General features: G+C 68.5%; 17 protein-coding genes and 2 pseudogenes. 5 read left to right on the top strand and 14 right to left on the bottom strand.

Annotation, left to right across the window (positions count from 1 at the left end; all coding sequences use genetic code 11):
* Window positions 1-136: 136 nt before the first annotated feature.
* A complete protein-coding gene (locus DIE06_RS04340; RefSeq protein WP_124660285.1) occupies window positions 137-2,167 on the bottom strand; it encodes a TonB-dependent receptor in 2,031 nt (676 codons plus the stop codon).
* A gap of 463 nt (window positions 2,168-2,630) precedes the next feature.
* Between DIE06_RS04340 and adhP the strand changes: the two genes are divergently transcribed.
* Complete coding sequence (adhP, locus tag DIE06_RS04335) at window positions 2,631-3,659, top strand: alcohol dehydrogenase AdhP (RefSeq protein ID WP_124660284.1); 1,029 nt, start codon at window positions 2,631-2,633, stop codon at window positions 3,657-3,659.
* Window positions 3,660-3,722: 63 nt separating this feature from the next.
* Here the strand turns inward: adhP and DIE06_RS04330 are convergent, their stop codons facing one another.
* The 3 genes from DIE06_RS04330 to DIE06_RS04320 form a co-directional block, all read right to left on the bottom strand.
* Window positions 3,723-5,183 (bottom strand): sialidase family protein, encoded by a 1,461-nt coding sequence (locus tag DIE06_RS04330; protein ID WP_124660283.1) that lies wholly within the window; start codon window positions 5,181-5,183, stop codon window positions 3,723-3,725.
* 505 nt (window positions 5,184-5,688) lie between these two features.
* Window positions 5,689-6,120: a MarR family winged helix-turn-helix transcriptional regulator gene (locus DIE06_RS04325; protein WP_124660282.1), complete on the bottom strand. Its 432-nt coding sequence runs from the start codon at window positions 6,118-6,120 to the stop codon at window positions 5,689-5,691.
* Entirely contained in the window at window positions 6,117-7,034 is a 918-nt protein-coding gene (locus tag DIE06_RS04320) for an alpha/beta fold hydrolase (protein ID WP_124660281.1), read from the bottom strand. The genes DIE06_RS04325 and DIE06_RS04320 overlap by 4 nt, the downstream gene beginning before the upstream one ends.
* A 294-nt stretch (window positions 7,035-7,328) precedes the next feature.
* On the opposite strand from DIE06_RS04320, the gene DIE06_RS04315 reads away from it, so the two are divergent.
* The gene (locus tag DIE06_RS04315; RefSeq protein WP_124660280.1) at window positions 7,329-8,297 is read left to right on the top strand and encodes an ABC transporter substrate-binding protein; all 969 of its coding nucleotides are present in this window, start codon (window positions 7,329-7,331) and stop codon (window positions 8,295-8,297) included.
* A 52-nt stretch (window positions 8,298-8,349) separates the two neighbouring features.
* Window positions 8,350-9,444, top strand: a complete 1,095-nt coding sequence (locus DIE06_RS04310; RefSeq protein WP_124660279.1) for an LLM class flavin-dependent oxidoreductase — start codon at window positions 8,350-8,352, stop codon at window positions 9,442-9,444.
* Window positions 9,445-9,554: 110 nt separating this feature from the next.
* Here DIE06_RS04310 and DIE06_RS04305 read toward each other — a convergent pair whose 3' ends face one another.
* The 7 genes from DIE06_RS04305 to DIE06_RS04275 form a co-directional block, all read right to left on the bottom strand.
* Window positions 9,555-10,487 carry an ABC transporter substrate-binding protein gene (locus DIE06_RS04305; protein ID WP_124660278.1) on the bottom strand — a complete coding sequence of 311 codons (933 nt, stop codon included), beginning with the start codon at window positions 10,485-10,487 and terminating at the stop codon, window positions 9,555-9,557.
* Between the two features lie 34 nt (window positions 10,488-10,521).
* Window positions 10,522-12,309, bottom strand: coding sequence for an amino acid ABC transporter permease/ATP-binding protein (locus DIE06_RS39430; RefSeq protein ID WP_124660277.1), 1,788 nt, complete (start codon window positions 12,307-12,309; stop codon window positions 10,522-10,524).
* A 59-nt stretch (window positions 12,310-12,368) separates the two neighbouring features.
* Window positions 12,369-13,727 (bottom strand): LLM class flavin-dependent oxidoreductase, encoded by a 1,359-nt coding sequence (locus DIE06_RS04295; protein ID WP_124660276.1) that lies wholly within the window; start codon window positions 13,725-13,727, stop codon window positions 12,369-12,371.
* Window positions 13,728-13,734: 7 nt separating this feature from the next.
* Window positions 13,735-14,793 (bottom strand): LLM class flavin-dependent oxidoreductase, encoded by a 1,059-nt coding sequence (locus tag DIE06_RS04290; protein ID WP_124660275.1) that lies wholly within the window; start codon window positions 14,791-14,793, stop codon window positions 13,735-13,737.
* Between the two features lie 40 nt (window positions 14,794-14,833).
* A complete protein-coding gene (locus DIE06_RS04285) occupies window positions 14,834-15,775 on the bottom strand; it encodes an ABC transporter substrate-binding protein (protein ID WP_124660274.1) in 942 nt (313 codons plus the stop codon).
* Between the two features lie 64 nt (window positions 15,776-15,839).
* A complete protein-coding gene (locus DIE06_RS04280; RefSeq protein ID WP_124660273.1) occupies window positions 15,840-16,400 on the bottom strand; it encodes a GNAT family N-acetyltransferase in 561 nt (186 codons plus the stop codon).
* A 318-nt stretch (window positions 16,401-16,718) separates the two neighbouring features.
* Window positions 16,719-17,639, bottom strand: a complete 921-nt coding sequence (locus DIE06_RS04275; protein WP_124660417.1) for a recombination-associated protein RdgC — start codon at window positions 17,637-17,639, stop codon at window positions 16,719-16,721.
* A gap of 68 nt (window positions 17,640-17,707) precedes the next feature.
* Between DIE06_RS04275 and DIE06_RS04270 the strand changes: the two are divergent.
* Both DIE06_RS04270 and DIE06_RS04265 read left to right on the top strand, forming a co-directional pair.
* Window positions 17,708-18,217: pseudogene (locus DIE06_RS04270) on the top strand (transposase); the annotation flags it as partial.
* A gap of 12 nt (window positions 18,218-18,229) precedes the next feature.
* A pseudogene (locus DIE06_RS04265) lies at window positions 18,230-18,424 on the top strand (zinc ribbon domain-containing protein); the annotation flags it as partial.
* A gap of 52 nt (window positions 18,425-18,476) precedes the next feature.
* Here the strand turns inward: DIE06_RS04265 and DIE06_RS04260 are convergent.
* From DIE06_RS04260 to DIE06_RS04250, 3 genes are all read right to left on the bottom strand, one after another.
* Window positions 18,477-19,511 (bottom strand): succinylglutamate desuccinylase/aspartoacylase family protein, encoded by a 1,035-nt coding sequence (locus DIE06_RS04260; protein WP_124660272.1) that lies wholly within the window; start codon window positions 19,509-19,511, stop codon window positions 18,477-18,479.
* A 246-nt stretch (window positions 19,512-19,757) separates the two neighbouring features.
* Entirely contained in the window at window positions 19,758-20,033 is a 276-nt protein-coding gene (locus tag DIE06_RS04255; protein ID WP_124660271.1) for a hypothetical protein, read from the bottom strand.
* Between the two features lie 222 nt (window positions 20,034-20,255).
* Entirely contained in the window at window positions 20,256-21,806 is a 1,551-nt protein-coding gene (locus DIE06_RS04250; RefSeq protein ID WP_124660270.1) for a sensor domain-containing diguanylate cyclase, read from the bottom strand.
* Window positions 21,807-21,852: the final 46 nt, after the last annotated feature.

Below are 21,852 nucleotides of genomic sequence, written 5' to 3'. Positions count from 1 at the left end.
GAACCTGCATATCGGTGCGATGCGCGTGGTGCGGTGCATTTGACCGGAAGGACCGGAAATTGCGGGGCACTGCAGCGGCCATGTGCGCGATGACCGCCGCGCGCAGCGCGACGCGACCGCGCGGGCCGTCCGGCGATCAGAACGTCGTGCGCAGGCCGGCCATCACGCTGCGGCCGCCTTCCGGCGCGAAGCCGCGCACGACCGAGGTCGCGTAGCGGATCTCCTGGTTCGTCAGATTGTCGCCGCGCAGGTACGCAAGCCAGTGGGTCGCGCCGACGCGGAACTTGTAGCTCAGCATCACGCCGAGCGTCGTATAGCCGTCCGTCGAGAAGTCGTTGTCGGGCACGCGGTGCTGCGACCACGCGTGCGTGACCTGCGCGCGCGCACCGAACGGGCCGTAGCCATAGTCGGCCGCGAGCGTCGCGCGCAGCGGTGCGATGCGCGGCAGCGGCTGGCCGGTGTCGACGTTGCGGGCATGCGTGTAGTCGGTGGTCAGTTCCAGGTCGACCGTATGGCCGCGCCGCGCGAACGCGCGCCACTTGCCGTCGAGTTCGACGCCGTAGAACTCGGCGCGCACGCCGCGGTAGATCGCTTCGTTGAGCGTATCGTCGGCGCCGGGCGCGACCGGTTCGCCGTCGGCGTTCACGACGCGGCCCGTGTTGTACTCGGTCAGGTAGTTCGAGAAGCGGTTGTAGAACACGCCGACGCTGCCGCGGTTCGGGCCGCTCGCATAGCGCAGCGACAGGTCGGTCGACACGGCCTTTTCCTTCGACGCGTTCGGGTTGCCGATCAGGAACTGGCCGGTCGCGTCGTGCGGGCCGTTCGAGTACAGCTCGTAGAAGGTCGGTGCGCGCTCCGTGTAGGCGACGTTCGCCGCGACCGACCACACCGGCGTCAGCGAGAACAGCGCGCCGGCCGATACGCTGCCGGCGTTGAAGTCGCGCGGCCGCGCGCCCGCGAATTTCTCGATGCCGGCCGGATCGGGATCGACCTTCACGTGCTCGAAGCGCCCGCCGACGCTCAGCTTCAGCGCCGGGACGACCTGCCATTCCTCGAGACCGAACAGCGCGACGCTGTTCGTGCGCGTGGACGGCACGAGCAGTTCGTCACCGAGCGCCGAGAACGTGTTCTGGCCGAACTGCACGCCGATCGCGCCTTCGAGCGGGCCGAGCCTGCGATGCCGCGCCTCGATGCGCGCCTCGTAGCCGCGGTTGCGGAAGGTGGTCGCCGTCTCGCCGTTGTCGACTTCCTTGTGACGATAGTCGGTGTACGCGAAGTCGAACTTCAGCTTCGTGAACGGGCCGCTCAGGTTGCGTATCTCGGACGCGAGCGCGAGGCGTTCCTGGCGCATCCGCAGGCGCACGTCGTCCTCGGCGACGGAGCCGTAGTTCGATTCGTAGCCGCTGTACGACAGGCCCGCGAAACCGTCGGCCCACGTGTACGACGCGCCGAGCGCGCCGCCGTGCACGCGGCCGTCGCTGTTCGGTACGTTGCCGACCGGTTGTGGCGTGTCGGGGCCGTCGATCGCACGTTGCGCGCTGCTGCGCGCATAGCCGGGAATCCGCAGCTTGCTGGCCTCGCGGTCGGACGCGTCGACATGGAACGCGAAGCGGCCGTTGCCGCCTTCGACCTGTGCCGCGCCCGCGCGCACCGCGTTCGCGCCGCCGTAGCGCGCGTCGAGCGCGCCCGTCACGCCTTCGATCGCTTCGCGCGGAATCCGGTTGTCGATGGTGTTGACGACGCCGCCGACCGCGTTGCCGCCGTACAGCAGCGCGGCCGGCCCGCGCACGATCTCGACGCGTTCGATCGACAGCGGATCCTGCGGCACCGCGTGGTCGTATGACAGCGATGACGCGTCGTAGGCGGCGACGCCGTTCTGCAGCAGACGGATCCGGTCGCCGTCCATCCCGCGGATGATCGGGCGGCCGACCATCGGCCCGTAGGTGGTGGTCGACACGCCGGGCAGGCCGTTGAGCGTCTCGCCGAGCGAATCGGCCTGGCGGCGCGTCAGCGCGTCGCCCGACAGTTGCGCGGTCGGCGCGATCGGATCGGTGTCGCCGAGCGGGTTCGCGGTCACGAAGATCGGCGCGAGCGACGTGGTTTGCGCCGGCGTCGACGAGGCGGCCGGATCGGCGGCCTGCGCTTGTACGACGGCGGCGAACAGCATCAGCGAAACGGGCGAGAGCGGGCGAAGCGGTAGACGAGGGAGGTCGCGCATGGTCGGTGAATCGGTTGGAATCGGATCGGAAAGCGAGCCACGCGGGTCAAGGCTGGATACGATATATTGTTGCATCTGCGGCACGCAGTGACCCGTTTGGATAAGACTCGGCGTAGCCCGGCCATCTGGACGGAATGGTTTCGGATGACTGGGGCCGTGAAATGATATGTTATATCATTTCAAATTCCAAGCAAAACGGCGGCGTGCCGCAGGGTTTCCGACAAACGGCCGAAATGGCCACGAAAGCGGAAGCGGGCAGTCAAACCCTGTGCCGGGACTGGCCGCCCGTGCTGCATGTCTCGCGACGCATCCGCCACCAACACGCGTGTTTCCCGCCCCGTTGATGCGTATCAAGGCGCTCCGGTTTCGAGTCCGGATACTGGCCGGATCATCGACCAGACAGGAGCGACTTGTGACCCAAACCATGAAAGCGGCCGTGGTACACGCGTTCGGCGAACCGCTGCGCATCGAGGAAGTGCCGATTCCGACGCCGGGCGCGGGCCAGATTCTCGTCAACATCAAGGCGTCGGGCGTCTGCCATACCGACCTGCATGCCGCCGACGGCGACTGGCCCGTGAAGCCGACGCTGCCGTTCATTCCCGGGCACGAAGGCGTCGGCGTCGTCGCGGCGGTCGGGGCGGGCGTCACGCACGTGCGCGAGGGCGACCGCGTCGGCGTGCCCTGGCTCTACACGGCATGCGGTCACTGCGAGTACTGCCACACCGGCTGGGAAACCCTGTGCCACGGGCAGCAGAACACCGGCTATTCGGTCAACGGCAGCTATGCCGAATACGTGCTGGCCGATCCCGACTACGTCGGGCATCTGCCGGCGCAGGTTGCGTTCGACGAGATCGCGCCGATCCTGTGCGCGGGCGTGACGGTCTACAAGGGCATTCGCGTCACCGACACGCGCCCGGGCCAGTGGCTCGCGATTTCGGGCATCGGCGGGCTCGGCCACGTGGCCGTGCAATACGCGCGTGCGATGGGCCTGCACGTCGCCGCGATCGACGTGTCCCCCGAAAAGCTCGCACTCGCGCGCCAGCTGGGCGCGCAGCTGACGATCGATGCGTCGGTCGACGATCCAGCGAAGGTCATCCAGAAGGAGATCGGCGGTGCGCACGGCGTGCTGGTCACGGCCGTGTCGCGCAGCGCGTTCGCGCAGGCGCTCGGAATGGTGCGGCGCGGCGGCACGGTGGCGCTCAACGGCTTGCCGCCCGGCGATTTCCCGTTGCCGATCTTCTCGACCGTGCTGAACGGCATCACGGTGCGCGGCTCGATCGTCGGCACACGGCGCGACCTGCAGGAATCGCTCGATTTCGCGGCGGATGGCCTGGTGCGCGCGCATATCCATCGCGACCGGCTCGGCAACATCAACGACATATTCGCGCGGCTGCGCGAAGGCAGGATCGACGGTCGCGTCGTGCTGACCGACATGCATTGACGCGCACTCGCCCACGCTGCCGCGACACGGGGACGTCGCGGCAGCGCTGCGCTCACGCGCGCATCACGGCGCGAAGAACACGTCCGTGCGGTTCGTCAGGTTGCCTGCGCTGGTCTGGACGAAGAACGGATGGAACGACGACGAGGGCCCCACGTCGAGCCCCTGGTAATCGCCGATGAAGAAGCCCTCCGCATTGGGCGCGATCCTCATGTCGAACGGGCCGCCGACGCGCCGTTCGTCGGCGAACGTGGCGCCGGCGTCCTGCGAGATCTTGCGCCAGAACCCCGTCGGCAGCGTCGTCGTGTTGCCGGCCTGCAGATCGCGGAAGTCGTAGTAGGTGACCATCACCGAGCCAGCGTTGTTGACGCGCACCGACGGATTGAACGCCGGGCGCCCGGTCGGCGTGTTCACCTGCAGCGGCGCGCTCCAGCTCGCGCCGCCATCCTTCGACGTCGACAGCGCGATCTCGTCGTAGTTGCCGCCGTTGAAGCGGCTGTCCTGCCATGCGACGTAGAGCTGCCCCGACGCGGGATCGATCGCGGGTTCCGGAATGATGTCGCCGGTGCGTACCGGTTCGCCGGTGTTCGGATCGGTCACGCCGACCGTCTGCAGCCCGGCGATCACCTGCGGCTGCGTCCACGTCGCGCCGTCGTCGGTCGACTTGATGAAGGCGACCTTGCCGGCCGCCTTGCTGAACGGCGGCTGGATCAGGTCGAAGAAGTCGTAGAGCGTGCCCGTCTTCGGATCGACGACGATCTGGTTGCCGATCGTCTGCTGGCGGGACGGCACGTGGACGACGACCCTCGCGCGGCTCCAGGTCTTGCCGCCGTCAACTGTCTTCGAGAACAACGTCGGCCCGCGGTATGCGGCCGTGTGCAGGTTCGCGTACGGGTTGCCGTTCGGCAGTTCGAGACGGTCCCACACCGCGTAGGCCGTGCCGGCCTTCACCGGATTCGCCGTCACCGATTCCTTGTCGTTGAAGAACTGCGTCGTCGGTTCGTCGTTCGCGATCAGCACGGCCGGGCTGCTCCACGTCTGTCCGCCGTCGGTCGACACCGACGCCGCGACCGCGTTGCTGTTGTTCGACTGGTTGAACGAGATCGATACCGAATACGCGGTGCCGTCCGGCCCGAACGACACCCACGGATCGGACGCGCGCTCGTACTTGAGCCCACCCGGCGCGCAGGCGCTGAACGGTTGCGGCGTGCGCGCCCAGGTCGCGCCGCCGTCGAACGTGTAGCCCGCGACGAGCCCGTGGGCGCCGCCGTTCGACCAGCGGTCCTGCTGCCACACGCCGATCATGTTCGTCGGGTTCGCCGGGTTGACCGACAGCCACGGTTCGACCTCGGCATTCACGTAGTTCGTGCCGGGGCCGCCGATGGTGCAGGCGGCGAACGGGCTCGGGCCGGACACGACCACGGGTTCGGCATGGGCGACTGCTGCTGTGGCGGTGGCCATCGCCATTGCGGCGGACAGGCGGGTGAGGCGGGTGACAAGCGAGTGGGACACGATCGTGCGTCGCATGGACTGCTCCTCGTTGACGTGCGGCGGCGCTGGCACGGCACGGCGGCGCGCCGCGCACCGGTACGCGGCGGCATGAATGCCGTGCACGCATCGGAGCGGGTCGTTCGGGGGGCCGTTACGGTCATCGCAATCCGCGTGTGCTGGATGCCGCCAGCACGTCGGTCAAGACTCCTCTTCGTTTTCATCGCTTGTCGGGTGGGTCAGGCGATGCGGACCCGACGGGAAGGCCGGTCGATGCATACGACGAATGCGTCGAGGTGGATTGCAATGTAGGCGACCCGATGTGGCGCGGGAGGCAATTTTTTGTAACAGAGCGTAGCCGGAAAGCGTTGCCGACAAACGGTGCGCGCGGAACGCAAAATTTGCCGCAGCACGTGCGCGCGAAACGAATCGAAAACGCGAATCACAATCGCTTTCGATCGAGGCGATCGTGTCGCACCGTGTCGCACCGTGTCGATACGGGGCGCTGCCTGTTGCGATCGATGCGCCGCGCCGCCGGCGCGGTTCAGCGCTCGGCCGGAAAGCGGTCCTGCAATGCGTGCAGCCAGCGCGCGACGACGTCGAGTTCGTCGTCGGAAAACCCGTCGCACAGCTTGCCGTTCAGTTCGCGCAGCACCACGCGCGCCCGCTTGAGCGCCGCGTGACCTTCGTCGGTCAGGAACAGGCGCGTTGCGCGCCCGTCGTCCGAATCGGCGTGGCGCACGAGCAGGCCGGCCTTCGCCATCCTGTCGGCGAGCCCGGTCATCGCGGACGGCGCCAGTTGCAGCGCCGCGCCGACTTCGCCGATCAGCGCGCCGTCCTGCCTCGCGAGGCAGAACAGCACGCCGGCCTGCGCGGCGCTGGCGCGCGCATCGTTATCGGCCTGGCGGTCGACCCAGCGCTGCACGCGCCGCTGGCCGATGTTCAACAGGAAAAACAGTCGTCGGTCTTCGCTCAAGCTTGGTTTCCAGCAGCAATGGAAAGGGACGGGCGAGCCGCGGCGCGCGGCGCGTCGAGCGCCTGCGCGAGCCAGTCGGCGACCGCGGGCCACAGCACGGTGCCGGGCCGGCTGCGGAAGAAGCCCATGTGCCCGACCGGCCCGCTGCCCGCGGCGCGCGGATCGATCTGGCGGCGTTCGACGGCCGCCCGGGTCAGGTAGCTTACCAGCAGGTCGATCGCGGGCGGGTTCGCCCACGGATCGTCGTCGAAGCCGAGCGCGAGAATCGGCAACCGCTGCTTCGAGAAGCGCTCGGCCGCGCCGAGCGTCGGATCGTCGAAGAAGTAGCGCGGCAGCGTGGTCCAGCGGCTCCATTCGCGGAACACGCCGGCGGGGAGATCCTCGCCGAGCCCGAGCCGCTTGCCGGGCACGTAGCCGAGCAGCGCGGACGCAAGCGGGCCGAGCACACGCAGGATCAGCCGCACCCTCAGCCGCTCCGCCGCGCGGGAAATCAGCCGAGTGCTGCCCGCGTGCGCGGCGACGAGCACGGCCGCGCGCAGGTAAGCGGTACCGGCCGACAGCCCGATCGCGTGGCCGCCGACGCTATGCCCGACCGCCAGCAGCGGCAGCCCGTCGTGCGTTTCGCGCGCCCACGCGATCGCGGCGCCGACGTCGAGTTCGACCCAGTCGCGCATGCGGGCCTGCAGCGCGCTCAGCCGCGCGGGCCGCGACGCACCGATGCCGCGATAGTTGTAGGTCAGCACCGCGAAGCCGCGTTCGGTCAGGAAGCGTGCGAAGCCGGCGTACAGCCGCTCGGGCACCGCGGTTGCCGGATGGATCAACACCAGCGCGCGCGGCGGCGCGTGCGGCGACCACAGCGTGCCGCGCAGCGTATAGCCGTCGGCAGCGGAAAACGCGATGGGTTCTGACGTCATGGCCGTCCTCGCTCCGGGTAGTTATTTCGTATGCGAAATATAGTTCGCGATGTATTTCGCGTGCGAAATATCTGTCGAGGAATCCTTCGAACGGCTTCCCGTGAAGGTGGACGGGGGCGCCTCGTGACGGTCTTTCCATAAGATATTTGCATCTTTGCATAGCAGAATATTGCGTTTGTCTCATGAAGCGGATCGCCGTATCTTCCCCGGTTCCATCCCGTCCGTCGGCCGTCGCGCCAGTCGGACCCGAGGGCGACGCCGTCGCGCGGCCGCCCGCCAACCTCCGGGGAGATCATGTTGTTGAGCCGAATCGTCACGGCGCTGCTGCTCGCGCTCGCCGCGCAGCCGGGCATCGCGAAAGACACCGTCACGCTGCGCGTCGGTGAACAGAATTACTTCAACATCCAGGCGTCGATGGAGGCGTCCGGCGTGTTGAAGGACCTGCCTTACACGATCGAGTGGAAGCACTTCCAGGCCGCCGCGCCCGTTGCCGAGAGCCTGAACGGCAACGCGATCGACGTCGGCTTCCTCGGCGATTCCGCGCTGCTCACGCTGGCCGCGCGCGGCGCGCCGGTGAAGGTGGTCGCGGTGTCGCGGCAGAGCCTCGACGGCGTCGCGATCCTCGTGCCGAAAAACTCGCCGGTGCGCAGCGTCGCCGACCTGCAGGGCAAGACCATTGCCGTCTGGCGCGGCGCGTGGAGCCAGCAGCTCGTGCTGCGCGCGCTCGAACATGCCGGCCTTCGCGCGGATTCCGTCAAGTATGCGTACCTGATGCCGATCGATGCGACCAACGCGCTCGCGAACGGCTCGGTCGACGCCGTGTCGTTGTGGGAGCCGTTCGTCAGCACGCTCGCGCTGCGGCAGGGCGCGCGGCCCGTGACGACCGCGCAGGGCCTGATGCCCGCGCTCAGCTTCGTCGCCGCGAACGAGCAGGCGGCCACGGCCAGGCGCGCGGAGATCACCGATTTCCTGAAGCGTGTGGTGGCTGCGCGCCAGTGGGTCGACAGCCATCCGCGCGAGTACGCGGAGCTGTGGGCGCAGCGCGCGAAACTGGAGCCGGACGTCGCGTACCGCTGGCTGAACAACGCGCACCAGCGCGTGGGCCCGGTCGACGACACGGCCGCGAAGGATGCGCAGAACACCGCCGATTTCCTGCACAGGGCCGGTGTGATTCCGACCGCGTACGACACGGCGAAGCTGCTGGACCGCTCGTATGCGGGCGCGTTCGCCGTGCCCGCGCAAAAGACGGCCGCCGCGCAGTGAGGGTGCCGCGGCGCGCGGCCATTTCCGATCGACAACTGGAAGGACCATCGACATGCCTGTCGACATCATCGGCATGATCACCGCGACGCCTGGCGCGGAGGTCGACGTGCCGGGCGGCGCCGCCGTCCAGCCCGACTATGTGCGGCGCTTCGCGCAGGCACACGAAGCCGCCGGCTTCGACCAGATCCTGGTCGGCCACTTCAGCAACGCGGCGGACGGTTTCATCGTCGCGTCGTTCGCGGCCGCCGCGACCGAACGCATCCGCATCCTGCTTGCGCACCGGCCGGGCGTGATCGTGCCGTCGGCCGCCGCGCGGCAGATCGCGACGCTCGACGTGTTCAGCGGCGGCAGGCTCGCGCTGAACGTCGTATCGGGCGGCGACGATGCCGACCTGCGCCGCGACGGCGATTTCGTGCCGCACGACGCGCGCTACCACCGCACCGGCGAATATCTCGACGTGCTGAAACGCATCTGGCTAGCCGACGCGCCGGTCGATCACGACGGCGAGTTCTACCGGCTGCACGGTGCGTCGCCGGTCGTGAAAGGCGCGCAGCGGCCGCACGTGCCGATCTACTTCGGCGGCTCGTCGCCGGCCGCGCTGGCGGTGGCCGGTCGGCACGCGGACGTCTACATGACGTGGGGCGAGCCGCTCGCCGCGGTGCGCGAGCAGATCGCGCGCGTGCGGGCCGCCGCCGCGCCGTTCGGACGCGCGCCGCGCATCAGCGTGTCGTTCCGCCCGATCGTCGCGGATACCGAAGCCGCCGCGTGGGAGAAGGCCGAGGCGATCCGCGAACGCGTGCGCGCGGCGCGGCGCGCGAACGGCCAGCCGATCGACGGCCACGCGCCGCAGAACGCGGGCTCGCAACGGCTGATGGCCGCGGCCGCGCAGGGCGACGTGCTCGACGAGCGGCTGTGGATGGGCGTCGCGAACCTGACCGGTGCGCGCTGGAATTCGACCGCGCTCGTCGGCACGCCGGAACAGGTCGCGCGCGCGCTCGGTGCGTATTACCGGCTCGGCGTATCGACCTTCCTGATCCGCGGTTTCGATCCGCTCGACGATGCGCTGGCCTACGGGCGCGACCTGATTCCGGCGATTCACGCGCATGTCGCGGAACTCGACCGGCAGGATGCGGCTGCGACGACATAGGCGACGACGGTGGATCCTTCAGATCGCCCCGGTATTTCGATCACGAAATGCCGGGGCGATTTGCTTTCGTGCATCGACGCATCGACGCATCGACACATCGGTTCGTCCAGTCAGAACGACGGCAACCCGGGCGGATTCGTCTCCGCGCGCGCGACCGCCTCGCTCTGCAACCCCCAGCGCGCCAGCGCCTGCCCGTAGCGGCCGTTGCCTATCAGCGCGTTGGTCGCGAGCGTCAGCGCGGGCGCGAGCCCGCTGCCGCGACGCGTCGCGATCGCGACATCCGCATTCGCCGGCCAGCCCGCGTTGACGACGCCGACCCGCCTGATCCTGCCGTCGCGCGCGGCCTCGTACGCGAGCGACGCGTTCGGATTCAATTCGGCATCGGCGCGGCCCGACAACAACGCGACACGTGCCGCCGCATCGTCGTCGAAGTAGAGCAGTTCGGTCGCCTTCAGCCCTTGCGCGACGTTGCGCCGGCTCCATTCGAGCAGGATGCGCTCCTGGCTCGTCCCCGCGCCCGTGATGATGCGCAGGCCCGCGACGTCCTTCGGTTCGGCGATCGTCGCGATCGGGCTCGCGGTGCGCACGTAGAAGCCGTGCAGCCCGAGCCGGTAGGTCGTGAAGTCGTATTTCTCCTTGCGCTTCTCGGTCACGCCGACGTTCGAGATCACTGCATCGTACTTGCCCGATGTGAGCCCGAGCGGCCAGTCGGCCCACGCGATCGGCACCAGCACCAGCGTGCGGCCGAGCGCGTCGGCGACGAGCTGCGCATAGTCGGGGTCGGCGCCGACCACGGTGCGTGCGTCGGTCGCGTAGGTCGACACCGGTGGCGCGTGCGGCGAGATCGCGACCGTGAAGGCGCCGTCGCGCACCCAGCGGTAGGTGCTTGCCGCGCGAATCGCCGCATCGTCGCGCGACGCGCGGATCCGGCCGACCTGGCGCGGATCGAGGTCGGCCGTCGCGGCGGCGGCCTCGGCCGCGTGCCACCGCAGGCCGGCCGCGGCCGCGAGTGCGGCGGTGATGAACTGGCGTCGGTCGATCATCGTCGGTTGCCTTGCAGTTGGAGGGCGCCGCGCATCACAGCACCCGCGACAGGAATGCGCGCGTGCGCGGATGGGCCGGCGCGTCGAGCACGACGGCGGGCGGGCCCGACTCGACGATGCGGCCGCGCTCCATGAACAGCACGTTGTCCGCGACTTCGCGCGCGAAGCCGATCTCGTGCGTGACGATCACGAGCGTGGTGCCCGAGCGCGCGAGCTCCTTGATCACGTCGAGCACTTCGTTGACCAGTTCGGGATCGAGCGCCGACGTCGGCTCGTCGAACAGCAGCACCTTCGGGCGCAACGCGAGCGCCCGCGCGATCGCGACGCGCTGCTGCTGGCCGCCGGACAGCTGGCGCGGATACGCATCGGCCTTGTCGGCGAGGCCGACGCGCGCGAGCAGCGTGCGCGCGGTGCGCTCGGCGGCCTCGCGCGTGACGCCGCCGACGGCGACCGGCGCCTCGATCAGGTTCTCGAGCACCGTCAGGTGCGGAAACAGATTGAAGTTCTGGAACACCATCCCGACCGCCGTGCGCCGCTTCAGCACGTCGCGCTCCTTCAATTCGTGCAGCACGTCGCCGTCGCGCCGATAGCCGATCAGCTCGCCGTCGATGTCGATGAAGCCGTCGTCGACGCGTTCGAGATGGTTGATCGTGCGCAGCAGCGTCGACTTGCCCGAACCGGACGGCCCGACGATCGCCGTCACGCTGCCGCGCGGCGCGACGAACGACACGTTGTCGAGCACGCGCTGCATGCCGAACTGCTTCGATACGTTGTGCACGGCGACTTCGCCGCCGGTGCGCGGCGTCTGCGCGGCCGCGGCTTCGTCGTGCGCCGTTGCGGCGGCGGCCGTTGCGTTGCGGGCCGCCGCGCGCCGCCACAGCGCGCCCACGCGCGCCAGCACGAAGGTCAGCGCCGACGGCGGCGGGTTGCGCAGCGCACCGCGCGCATAGTGGCGCTCGACCTGCACCTGGATCGCGGACAGCACGGTCAGGATGATCAGGTACCAGACGGTCGCGACCATCAGCAGCGGAATCACTTCGAGATTGCGGCGATAGATCACCTGCACCGTATAGAACAGCTCGGGCATCGCGAGCACGTAGACCATCGACGTGCCTTTCGCGAGCGAGATCAGGTCGTTGAACGCGGTCGGCAGGATCGCGCGCATCGCCTGCGGCAACACGATCCGCGTGGTCTGGCGGCCGCGCGGCAGGCCGAGCGCGGCGGCCGCCTCGAGCTGCCCCTGGTCGACGGCGAGAATGCCGCCGCGAATCACCTCGGCGGAAAACGCCGCATGGTTCAGCGAGAGGCCGAGCACGGCCGCGAGGAACGGGCTGATCAGGTCCGTGGTCGGCGTGTCGAACCACACGATGTCGGTAAACGGCACGCCGAGCCGTACGTGTTCGTACAGGTAGCCGAGGTTGTTGAGGATCAGCAGCAGCACGATCAGCGGAATCGACCGGAACAGCCACACGAAGGTCCACGCGCTCGCGGCGAGCAGGCGCGAGCGCGACAGCCGGGCCAGCGCGACGAACGCGCCGAGCGCGAAGCCGAACACCGCGCCGAGCAGCGTCAGCACCAGCGTGCGCGCGAGCCCGGACAGCACCGGTGGCGACAGGAACCATTCGGCGAACACGGGCCAGCCCCATTGCGGGTTGCCGAGGATCGAATACAGCGTGATCGCGATCAGCGCGAGCGCGAGCACGGTGCCGACGGTGCGCGAACGGTGCCGGGCCGGCACGATCCGCAGGTGCGTGCCGGCGTCGCGGCCGCGGGACGAAGAAAGCGGCGGCAGCGCGCCGCCGAGATGGGTCGTGTCGCTCATGTCGTTGAGGGTCCTCGATCGGGTCGGTCGGACGCGCCGCGCGTGGCGGCGCGGCATCGTCACGCGTGCGCTTCGGCCGCGTCGTCCTGTTTCTGCGTCGCGCCGGGCGCCGCATGGCGGCTCGCCTTGCGCGGCAGGCCGAGGTGGTCGCGCAGCGTGCTGCCCGGCAGGTCGCGGCTGTAGCGGCCGCGCGCCTCGAGTACCGGAATCACGAGGTCGACGAAGTCGTCGACGCCCTGCGCCTGCACCGGGAAGCCGAGGATGAAGCCGTCGCCGGCCCCGGCGTCGTGCCAGCGGATCAACTCGTCCGCGACGTGTTCGGCGGTGCCGATGAAGTTCGGGCGCGGCGTCGCGACGGCGAGCGCCGTCTCGCGCAGCGTGAGGTTCTTGCGTTTCGCGTCGGCCTTGATCCGGTCGGTGGTCGAGCGGAAGCTGTTGCGGCCGATGTCGCCGAGTTCGGGGAACGGCGCGTCGAGCGCGTACTGCGTGAAATCGTGATGATCGAAATAGCGGCCGAGATACGCGAGCGCCTCGTCGATCGTGAGCAGGTCTCGGATCGCCTGGTATTTGTGTTCCGCTTCGGCAGCCGTGCGGCCGACGATCGGCCCGACCCCGGGAAAGATCTTCACGTCGCCGGGCTGCCGTCCGTGTTCGACCGCGCTTTGCTTCACGCGCCGCGTGAACGCGGCCGTTTCGTCGAGGGACGGCGAATGCGTGAATACCGCGTCCGCATACTTGCCCGCGAGCCCGATGCCGGTGTCCGACGAGCCGGCCTGGAAGATCACCGGCTGCCCCTGCGGCGAGCGCTGGATGTTCAGCGGGCCGGCCACGTTGAAGAAGCGGCCGTGATGGTCGAGCGTATGAAGCTTGTCGCGGTCGAAGAAGCGGCCGGTCGCGCGATCGCGCACGAACGCGTCGTCGTCCCAGCTGTCCCACAGCCCTTGCACGACCTCGAGGTATTCGTCGGCGATCTCGTAGCGCAATTCGTGATCGGGATGCGTCTTGCCGAAATTCTTCGCGGTGCCCTCGAGCGGCGTCGTCACGACGTTCCAGCCCGCGCGCCCGCCGCTGATCGTGTCGAGCGACGCGAGCTGGCGCGCGACCGTGAACGGCTCGCTGTACGACGTCGAGATCGTGCCCGCGAGGCCGATCTTCTTCGTCGCGACCGCGAGCGCCGACAGCACGGTGAGCGGCTCGAAGCGGTTCAGGAAATGCGGGATCGACTTCTCGTTGATGTAGAGGCCGTCCGCGACGAACGCGAACGCGATGCCGGCGGCTTCCGCCTTGCGCGCGATGCCGATCGCGAAGTCGAGGTTGATGCTTGCGTCCGGCGGGTTGCTCGGGTGCCGCCATGCGTTCATGTGGCTGCCTGCGCCTTGCAGCATCAGGCCGAAGGGAATCGATTGTCGGGTGGTCATGGGCGCGTCACGTGTTCTGGTCGGGGGAAAGGGAATGGTCCGAATGGTCGGCCGCGAGGGCCGCCTGCAGCGGCGTGATCGACTGCGCGCCGCCGAGCCATTCGGCCGACGCGAGCCGCGCCGCATAATCGGTCACCGGCGAGTCGATCACGAACGCGTCGATGTCGAGCCGCCGGCTCAGCGCGTCGAGCGCACGGTGCACGCGCTCGGGCGTGTCGGCCAGCACGGTCGGGCGCAACTCGTCGATCCGGTAGTCGGATGCGCCGCTTTGCCGCGCGAATTCGGCGGCGGCCTGCGCGCTCGCCAGGTTGAAGCTCGGGCCGCCGGCGAATTGCAGCTTGAAGATCTTCAGCGGCCCGATCAGTTGCTCGGCCTCGTCGCGGGTCGGTGCGGCGACGGCGTACAGCGCAACGAGCGGGCGCGTGCCGCCTGCGTCGCGGTAGGCGGCCAGCGAGCGTTCGAGATTCGCATCGTCGCCGTTGAAGTGCCCCGCGTAGCAGAAGCGCCAGCCGTTGCGGGCGGCGAGCGCGCCGCTATCGGGCGAGCCGCCGAGCAGGATGCGGTCGGGCGCGTGCGGCGGCACCGGCATCGCGACCGCGCCGGCGAGCGGGTGATCTTCGGCGACGCCCCAGCCGAGGAACGCTTCGAGTTCGGCGAGCTGGCCAGCGAAGTCGGGTTTCCTCGCCTTGTCGTGAAACCACTGCAGCGCGCGCGTGGTCAGCGGCAGCCCGCCGGGCGCCTTGCCGATGCCGAGATCGACGCGGCCCGGCGCGAGCGCGGCGAGCAGCTTGAACGTCTCGGCGACCTTGAACGGGCTGTAGTGCTGCAGCATCACGCCGCCCGAGCCGACGCGAATGCGCGACGTATGCGCGAGCAGGTGCGCGACGACGACCTCCGGCGCGGAGCTCGCGAAGCCCGGCGCGCCGTGATGCTCGGCGACCCAGAAGCGCGCGTAGCCGAGCTGTTCGGCGCGCTGCGCGAGGGTCGTCGTGAAGCGCAGCGCGTCGGCGGCGGTCGCGCCGTCGGCGATCGGACTCTTGTCCAGCAATGAAAGCGAATAAGACATGATGTTCGGCGTTCCTGCGCAAGACGTGGAGGGGTGGCGCTCAGATCTTCGGCAAGCCCGGCGGATTCGTGCGCGACTGGTCGATCGCTTCGGACGCGAGGTTCCAGCGGTCGAGGATCTGCTGATAGCGGCCGCTCTTGATCAGCCCGTTCAGCGCGACGGTCAGCGGCTCGGCGAGCCCGCTGCCGCGTCGCGTCGCGATCGCGATGTCGGCCGTGCGCGGCCAGCCGCCGCTGATCGCGCCGACGAGCCGCGTCTTGCCTTGCTGCGCGCTCTGGTAGGCGAGCACCGAGTTCACGCTGAACACGGCATCCGCGCGGCCCGACTGCACGGCGACGATCCGCATCGCCTGGTCGTCGTAGTACTGGACCTGCACGGGCTTCAGGCCGTGCGCGACGTTCTCGCGGTCCCACGCGAGCAGGATCTTTTCCTGGTTGGTGCCGGCATCGGTCACGATGCGCAGCCCCGCGACGTCCTTCGGTTCGCGGATCGACTGGATCTTGCTGTCGTTGCGCACGTAGAAGCCGACCTGGTCCTTGCGATAGGTCGAGAAATCGAATTTCTGCTTGCGCTCCTCGGTGACGGTGACGTTCGAGATCACCGCGTCGACCTTCCCGGATTCGAGCGCGAGCGGCCAGTCGGCCCACGCGAGCGGGACGATCTTCAGCTTGCGGCCGAGGCTGTCGGACACGAGCTGGCCGACGTCCGCGTCGAAGCCGATCACCGTGCGCGCGTCGGTCGCATACGAGCTGATCGGCGGCAGGCTCGGCGCGACGCCGATCGTCAGCGTGCCGGCTTCGGCGAACCTGAACGACGCGGGCACCGCGCGCTCGACGGCCGCATCGGCCGTGCCGCGCGGACGGCCGCGCTGCTCGGGGCTCAGGTCGAAGGTCGCGGCGGCCGCGGCGATCGCGGTCACGCCGATCAGCGCGGCGGCCAGCGTGCGGAGCGCGCGCGGCGTGAAGGGTACGGCTCGTGGCATGGATGCGTCCTGTGGTTGTGTTGTCGCAGAAAGCGACGGAGCGGAATCGGATGGCGCGAGGCGTTCAGCGTGGCAGCGCCGCTTCGGGCAGCGGTGCCCACAGGTCGGCGAGCGTCGACGTGCGCGACGGATCGGCGAGATCCTTGCCGAAGCGCAGGTGGAAATACGCTTCGGGGTCGATCGACGAATCGAACAGCCGTGTATAGCCGGTGCGGTCGTACAGCGCCCATGCTTCGGGCTGGCGAAAGCCGGTGGTCAGGTACACGCGTCGATAGCCCTGCTGCGCGGCGCGCAGTTCGAGCGCGTCGACGATCAGGCGCGCGAGCCCTTGGCGGCGCAGGTCCGCGCGGGTCCAGATGCGCTTGAGTTCGGCGGTCTGCGTGTCGTAACGCTTGAATGCGCCGCCGCCGATCGTCTCGCCGTCGCGCAGCAGCAGCACGAACGCGCCGTCGGGCGGCGCGAACAGCTCGGCCGGGTAGCGCGCGAGCTCGTCGCGGGCGGACGCGCGGCTGTCGGGGCGATACGCGTCGTAGCGCGTCGCGTATTCGTCGATCAGCGCGTCGATCAGCGGCTGGGCGCGGGCGTCGAGCGGCGTCGTGTCGAGGATGCGGTCGTTCGTGGCCATGGGCATCGCGAAGGGCGCGCGATGCGGACGTTCCTGGCGGGGGCGGGGCACACGGCCCGTCCGGTCCGTTCCGTTATCGCGACGCGGTTGTCGTGATGGTGGCGGCCGCTGTGCTTGCTGCGCTGCATCCGGCGTGCCGCCGCCGTTTCGAACACGTTAGCGGCGCGGCCGGCAAAGACGAACGAAGCAATTTCGATAAGGATTTCGCGGGGGGCGTCAGAAGGGTCGCAGGGGGGCGGGGCGGCGACGGTCGTCGTCGAATTGTCGCGTCAGCGCAAAGCTCCGCCGTCGCCGGGCGATGATCGACGACGACGGAGTTCAGGCTGCTGCCTGATGAATCGAGCCGTGCTGTTCGCCACCCAGGATATCGACAAGCTGGGTCAGCATCCGGCTCAATTCCCCCGTCATCAACGTGACATCCGAATCGAAGCGTTCATCGTCATTTTGCGCGGTGGGATCCGCCGCTTCCTTGATCACGTCGAGCGGCGTGACACGCTTGATCGTGAGCGACGGTGTCAGCACGAACGAGATTCGGTCATCCCAGGTCATCGCGAGGCGCATGCATTGTTTGCCGGCTTCGATGTGCCGGCGCATGTCGCTCGCTTCCAGCGCGTGGCCGACATATCGCACCGTGGCACCGCCTTCGCCGCTGGAGCGCAACTCGGCGTCCTGGTCCACGGTGAAACCGCCAGGCGCCTCGCCGGACAGCAGCCAGTCCGTCATCGCGGCCACCGGCGAACGGGCCACATGAAGGCCGGCGAGCGGCAACGAGTCGATCGATTTGACGAGGAGGCTGCGAACGTCGTCGGCAAGCGCCTGTGCCGCCGCATCGATGACGAGCCAGCCGTTCGCCGTATCGATCCACACGCGGGTATCGCGGCGAATGCTGAACGCGCGCGGCAGCAGTTCGTCGGTAACCTGCTCCTTGAGTTCGCGCAGTTGCTTTCGGCCGACCTTGAAACCCTGCTGCTCTTCGACTTCGAGCGCACGCGCTTTGGTTACCTGATTGACGACCGACGCCGGCAGCAGCTTCTTTTCGGCACGAAACAGCAGCAGCATCTGCCGGTTGATCGAATACACAAGCGCGCCGTCGTCACGCGGCGACGCCCATCCGGCGCGCTGCATTTCGACGCTGCTGCCCGGCTGGAACGCATAAGGCGCCAGCCATTTTTCCATCTGGTCAGGCGTGACGGCCCAAGGTGCCGGAAGACGATGAAGCTGAAGATTCTTGAACCACATGGGAGTAAGGGCAAAGCGCATCATTCTATATGACGGCGACGATTCCACGTTCTGCGTACATTGCAGCGGTGGGAAAAGCGCTGGCGCCAATCCGGCAATGCGTGCGACTGCTCACCACGATGCCGGGCGTGAGTGACGTCACCGCCCAAGTGATCCTGGCTGAGGTTGGCGCGGACATGACACGATTTCCAGATGCCGCTCACCTGATTTCGTGGGCCGGACTGTGCCCGCGTAACGACGAGAGTGCCGGAAAGCGTCGCAGTACCCGTGTGCGAAAAGGCAGTCCATGGCTGAAGACCACGCTGGTCAGTGCCGCATGGTCTGCCGTGCGTGTCAAAAGCAGCTACCTGTACGCGCAGTTCCTGCGCATCAAGGCGAGGCGGGGTCCCAAGAAAGCCATCCTTGCGGTCGCCGCCTCCATGCTCACCGCTGCTTACCACATGCTGCGTGAAGGGGTTGACTTGATAGACTTGGGCTGCGACTACTTCGCTCGCCATGACACTGCCAAGACCGTTCAACGCCTGCTCAAGCGCCTCAGCGACCTTGGCTGCCAGCTTCGTGCCATTCCTGCGCCATAAGCGCTTCCCATCAGTGTTTCTTACCAGTCCTGTTCGGCGTGCGGGTCGAAAGACAGCACGACGCGGCCGAAAGGTATCGCGGGACTGCGAGTAAGAGAGTGGGTTTGCAGTGAATATGGTGTCGAGCATGATCGTGATACCAACACCGCTATGAACATTCTCCGATGCGGACGTGCATCGCCAGTAGTGGGAATCCCCTGCCTTTAGGCATTGGGGGGACGTCAATTTCGTGATGTCCTGAATGAATCCGTCGGGTGCATCATTCGATGACGCTCGCCGGCGTCGACGCCTCCGCCAGCTGAAACAGGCAATCGCCGCGCCGCACCTGCGCGGGCACGCGCTTGCACACCACTTCGCCGTCGCCCTTGAAGCGGTGCAGCACCGGCTCGCGCAGCGGCGTATCAGGGAAGTGCACCCACGCGGCCGGCTGACCGGCCTTCACCTGGTCGCCGAGTTCGACGAGCGGTTCATACAGCCCGCGTTCGTACGCATAGACGAAGTGACGATCGCCGTCGACGCGCAGGAAGCGCGTGACGGTCGGCGGCGCATCGGGCACGAGCGCGCCGTGCAGCAGGCCGATATGGCCGAGGTAGTGCAGCAGCCCATGGCGGCCGAGCCGGATCAGCGACGGATCGGCCATCCCCGCGCCGCCGAGTTCGGTCACGATCGAGATCGCGCCTTGCCGGCGCGCGGCCGATGCCGAATGCACCGGGTTCGGCGCGTGCAGCAGCGCGTTGGGCAACCCGAACGCGACGAGCAGCCCGTTGAGCTTCGCGGCTTCGTCGGCGTCGAGCGGGTCGATCGCGAGCATGTTGCCGCCTTGGTACAGCAGCGAGCTGCCGCCCGAATGCAGGTCGACCAGATACTGTGCGCGCGACAGCAGCGCATGCTCGATGTAGTGGGCGATCATCTGCGTCGGCGTGCCGGTCGGGTCGCCGGGGAAGCTGCGGTTCAGGTTGCCTTCGTCGAGCGGCGACACGCGCAGGCCCGCGTCGGCCGCGGGGAAATTCGCCATCGGCAGCAGGATCAGCTGCCCGCTGACCATCTCCGGATCGATCTCGCGCATCAGCTGCGACACGATGATCTGGCCTTCGTATTCGTCGCCGTGGTTGCCGGCCATCACGAGCGCGACCGGGCCGTCGCCGTTGCGGATCGATGCGATCGGGATCGGCAGCCAGCCGTATGCGGAGCGATGCACGGAATGCGGCAGGCGCAGGTAGCCCGCATGCTTGCCTTGCGCATCGAGATCGATTTCGCAGTGGATGGGATTTCGGTGTGAGGAGGAGGCGGTCATGGCGACATCGTTCGGAGAACGGGAATCCGCCATCTTATCGGGAAACGAACGCCGCGCGGCGCGCGCGGTGCGGCCGATGCCGAAGGCGGTCAACCGACCCGCGCGCGAACGCGCGATACGCGCAACCGGAGCAGCCGTGCGCGATGTTGCAGCGCCGAAACGCGTGCAGGCATGCGGGCACGCGGCCCGCGCACGCCGTGTCGCGCGTCAGCCCCTTGCCGAGCAGGGCCGGCGCGCGCGATCGCGTCAGCGACCCGATGTTTCAGCTTCGATACGGCCTTCTTCCCACAGTGCCCAGAAACGGCTGCCCGCGCGATACGGATTCGCACGTCGCGTCGTGTGATCGGTGATGCCCTGACGAAACGCGCCGTACAGCGTCAACGGCGGATTGTCGACGCACGCGGCTTCACGGGCGGCGGGCATGCGGCGCTCGGACACGAGCCGCCGGATCAGCGAGGCACCGTCGATCACGTCCACTTGATCGACCGTTTCCGCGCGGCTGAGAACTTCGACGGTATTCATGTGTGGTCTCCCTGACATCCTGTTTCACAGTCAAGGAGCAATAAGAGTGCCAGCCATCAAAACCCGCGCGCCGCTGCGATCGTGCGGGCTTCTGCGGCGAACGCGACACGCGGAACCGGCCGATGTTACGGAACACGTCACGTGACACGGGCGGGCGCGGCGGAACACGTGCGCGTCGAACGGACATGCAGGGAAGCGTGGCGGCGAGCGCCGCGCCGTTGCTCAGTTCGCGGTCGCGGGCGTCACGCGGCTGCTTCCGGCCGAGTAGAAGCGGTAGATTCCCTTGCCGGCCGACTTCGCGTCGTACAGCGCGCTGTCGGCCTGCCGGATCAGTTCGTCGGGGGAGCCTTGCCCGTCGTCGAGCGCGATGCCGATGCTGATCCCGAAGCTGACGGTCTCGCCGATCGACAGCGTGTACGGCGCCGAGATCTGCCGGATGATCCGCGCGGCGAGGACCGAGCAGGCCTGCACCGTGGTGGCGTCGAGCGCGACGACGAACTCGTCGCCGCCGATCCGCGCCGCGAGCTCGCCGGGCGGCAGCGTCTTGCCGAGCCGCTCGGCGACCTGCGTGAGCACTTCGTCGCCGGCCTGGTGGCCGAAGCGGTCGTTGATCGCCTTGAAGCCGTCAAGATCGAGATACATGACGGCGAGCGTGGGGCTCGGCAACGGCGGCCGGTGCGCGAGCATCCGTTTGAGTTGCGCGTGCAGCTCGTGGCGGTTCGGCAATCCCGTCAGCGCGTCGTGCCGCGCGAGGTGCCGGATATGCTGCTCTGTCCGGCGGCGCGCGGTGACGTCCTCGACGATGATCACCGCGTTGCCGTCCGGCACGCGGTGGCGCGTGAGTTCGAGCTGGCGCCCGTCGGCGAGCGCGATGTCGAGTGGCTCCGGTTCGTCATGGTTCAGCCAGACGTCGCATTGCACGGCGAGGTCCGCACCGTCGGGGTCGGTGACCGCGTTCGCGCCGAGCGCCGCGATGACGTCGGGCAGCGGCGTGTCCAGCATGATCTCGCGCGGCGAGCCGAACAGTTGCGCGGTGCGACGGTTCGCGACGATCACGCGGCTCTCGCCGTCGATCATGCACAGGCCGTGCGGCATGTAAGTGAGGGCGGCGTCGAAGCGTGCGACGAGCTCGGCGTTGCGCTGGCGTGCGGCGATCAGCGCGACCAGTACGCGGTAATGACGCTGGACGACCGTGCGCATGGCGGCAAGATAGATCGCAAGCGGCGGCAGCAGCAGCCATGCGCCCGGCCTGTTGGCCAGTATCGCCCCGAGGCCGATCGGCACGACGCCGAGCGTGACCTGCGTCATCGCGAGCCTGGGCAGCGCCGAGTTGCGCGACGCGATTCCGCCGAACACGCCGCCGGCGACCATCACCGCCAACGTGCCGAGCTCGGGGTCGGCCGACTCCACGCAACCCATGACGCCGAGACCGAGCACGTAGCATGCGAGGAGCGACACGGGGGCATAACGCAGCGCCCAGTACTCGGCCCGATCGTCGCCGGCGTCGCGGCGCACCGCATATGCGCGTGCGATCGCGAGCCGTGCGGCCAGCAGGCCGACGTCGACGACGAGCCACACGTAACACCAGAGTTGTTGCAGGCGGATCAGCGCGATCGCCGCGACGAACGCGCTGGCGAGGCCGGACAGCGCCATCGGGCGCACGTCCTCGAACAGCGTGACGAGCATCGACGGGCGCAGCGCCGCCGTCACGCGGTGATTGCCGCAGGGGGGCGTGGCGAGAACGGCGTTCAGGAGGCGTGCCTTGACTGCCATGGCTATTTTGACCTCGACACGATGCGACGCATCGCCGGCAGCCCCG

It is taken from the genome of Burkholderia sp. Bp8998 (genome assembly GCF_003854235.1).
Classification (GTDB): Bacteria; Pseudomonadota; Gammaproteobacteria; order Burkholderiales; family Burkholderiaceae; genus Burkholderia.
The sequence above is the reverse complement of the archived record's forward strand: the minus strand, read 5'-3'. Positions and strand labels throughout refer to the sequence as shown.

What these genes read in the sequence shown, in the direction of transcription:
- DIE06_RS04260 (WP_124660272.1), bottom strand. Translation starts at nt 19,511, where the DNA reads ATGACCGCCTCCTCCTCACACCGAAATCCCATCCACTGCGAAATCGAT.
- DIE06_RS04310 (WP_124660279.1), top strand. Translation starts at nt 8,350, where the DNA reads ATGCCTGTCGACATCATCGGCATGATCACCGCGACGCCTGGCGCGGAG.
- DIE06_RS04290 (WP_124660275.1), bottom strand. Translation starts at nt 14,793, where the DNA reads ATGTCTTATTCGCTTTCATTGCTGGACAAGAGTCCGATCGCCGACGGC.
- DIE06_RS04250 (WP_124660270.1), bottom strand. Translation starts at nt 21,806, where the DNA reads ATGGCAGTCAAGGCACGCCTCCTGAACGCCGTTCTCGCCACGCCCCCC.
- DIE06_RS04305 (WP_124660278.1), bottom strand. Translation starts at nt 10,487, where the DNA reads ATGATCGACCGACGCCAGTTCATCACCGCCGCACTCGCGGCCGCGGCC.
- DIE06_RS04275 (WP_124660417.1), bottom strand. Translation starts at nt 17,639, where the DNA reads ATGTGGTTCAAGAATCTTCAGCTTCATCGTCTTCCGGCACCTTGGGCC.
- DIE06_RS04280 (WP_124660273.1), bottom strand. Translation starts at nt 16,400, where the DNA reads ATGGCCACGAACGACCGCATCCTCGACACGACGCCGCTCGACGCCCGC.
- DIE06_RS39430 (WP_124660277.1), bottom strand. Translation starts at nt 12,309, where the DNA reads ATGAGCGACACGACCCATCTCGGCGGCGCGCTGCCGCCGCTTTCTTCG.
- DIE06_RS04315 (WP_124660280.1), top strand. Translation starts at nt 7,329, where the DNA reads ATGTTGTTGAGCCGAATCGTCACGGCGCTGCTGCTCGCGCTCGCCGCG.
- DIE06_RS04330 (WP_124660283.1), bottom strand. Translation starts at nt 5,183, where the DNA reads ATGCGACGCACGATCGTGTCCCACTCGCTTGTCACCCGCCTCACCCGC.
- DIE06_RS04285 (WP_124660274.1), bottom strand. Translation starts at nt 15,775, where the DNA reads ATGCCACGAGCCGTACCCTTCACGCCGCGCGCGCTCCGCACGCTGGCC.
- DIE06_RS04340 (WP_124660285.1), bottom strand. Translation starts at nt 2,167, where the DNA reads ATGCTGTTCGCCGCCGTCGTACAAGCGCAGGCCGCCGATCCGGCCGCC.
- DIE06_RS04320 (WP_124660281.1), bottom strand. Translation starts at nt 7,034, where the DNA reads ATGACGTCAGAACCCATCGCGTTTTCCGCTGCCGACGGCTATACGCTG.
- DIE06_RS04295 (WP_124660276.1), bottom strand. Translation starts at nt 13,727, where the DNA reads ATGACCACCCGACAATCGATTCCCTTCGGCCTGATGCTGCAAGGCGCA.
- DIE06_RS04255 (WP_124660271.1), bottom strand. Translation starts at nt 20,033, where the DNA reads ATGAATACCGTCGAAGTTCTCAGCCGCGCGGAAACGGTCGATCAAGTG.